This window comes from Haematobacter missouriensis (genome assembly GCF_000740775.1).
GTDB classification, from domain to species: domain Bacteria; phylum Pseudomonadota; class Alphaproteobacteria; order Rhodobacterales; family Rhodobacteraceae; genus Haematobacter; species Haematobacter missouriensis.
Map to the genome: position 1 here is coordinate 1 of NZ_JFGS01000094.1, position 1,209 is coordinate 1,209.

The 1,209-nt window shown below is 63.9% G+C and carries 1 protein-coding gene; it reads left to right on the forward strand.

Features of this window, described 5'->3' with window-relative positions; translation table 11 throughout:
- Positions 1 to 1,176: elongation factor Tu (tuf, locus tag CG51_RS18760; RefSeq protein WP_035747632.1), on the forward strand; the 1,176-nt coding region annotated here is incomplete at its 5' end.
- Positions 1,177 to 1,209: the final 33 nt, after the last annotated feature.

Sequence of the window (1,209 nt, forward strand, 5' to 3'; positions counted from 1 at the left end):
ATGGCAAAGGCAAAGTTTGAACGGACGAAACCGCACGTCAACATTGGCACGATCGGCCACGTTGACCACGGGAAGACGACGCTGACGGCGGCGATCACGAAGTATTTCGGCGACTTCAAGGCCTATGACCAGATCGACGCGGCGCCGGAAGAGAAGGCGCGCGGGATCACGATCTCGACGGCGCACGTGGAGTACGAGACGGACGTGCGGCACTATGCGCACGTGGATTGCCCCGGCCACGCGGACTACGTGAAGAACATGATCACGGGTGCGGCGCAGATGGACGGCGCGATCCTGGTTGTGAACGCGGCCGACGGCCCGATGCCGCAGACGCGGGAGCACATTCTGCTCGGCCGTCAGGTGGGCATTCCCTACATGGTCGTGTACCTGAACAAGGTCGACCAGGTTGACGACGCGGAACTTCTGGAACTGGTCGAGATGGAAGTGCGCGAGCTTCTGTCGTCCTACGAATACCCGGGCGATGACATCCCGATCGTGAAGGGCTCGGCGCTTGCGGCGCTGGAAGGCCGTGACAAGGAGATCGGCGAGGATTCGATCCGGGCGCTGCTCGCGGCGGTTGACGAGTACATCCCGACGCCTGAGCGTGCGGTGGACCAGCCGTTCCTGATGCCGATCGAGGACGTGTTCTCGATCTCGGGCCGGGGCACGGTGGTGACGGGTCGTGTGGAGCGCGGCGTGATCAACGTGGGTGACGAGGTCGAGATCGTGGGCATCCGCCCGACGAAGAAATCGACCTGCACGGGCGTTGAGATGTTCCGCAAGCTGCTGGACCGCGGGGAAGCCGGCGACAACATCGGCGCGCTGCTGCGCGGCGTTGACCGTGAAGGCGTCGAGCGGGGCCAGGTGCTCTGCAAGCCGGGCTCGGTGAAGCCGCACACGAAGTTCGAGGCGGAAGCCTACATCCTCACGAAAGAGGAAGGTGGCCGTCATACGCCGTTCTTCGCGAACTACCGGCCGCAGTTCTACTTCCGGACCACGGACGTGACCGGGACCGTCAAACTGCCGGAAGGCACGGAGATGGTGATGCCGGGCGACAACCTGAAGTTCGAAGTCGAACTGATCGCACCGATCGCCATGGAAGAGAAGCTCCGCTTCGCCATCCGTGAAGGCGGCCGTACCGTCGGCGCCGGCGTCGTCTCCAAGATCATCGAGTAATCGAAAGGCTGAGGGCGGGGCACCGCCCCCGCC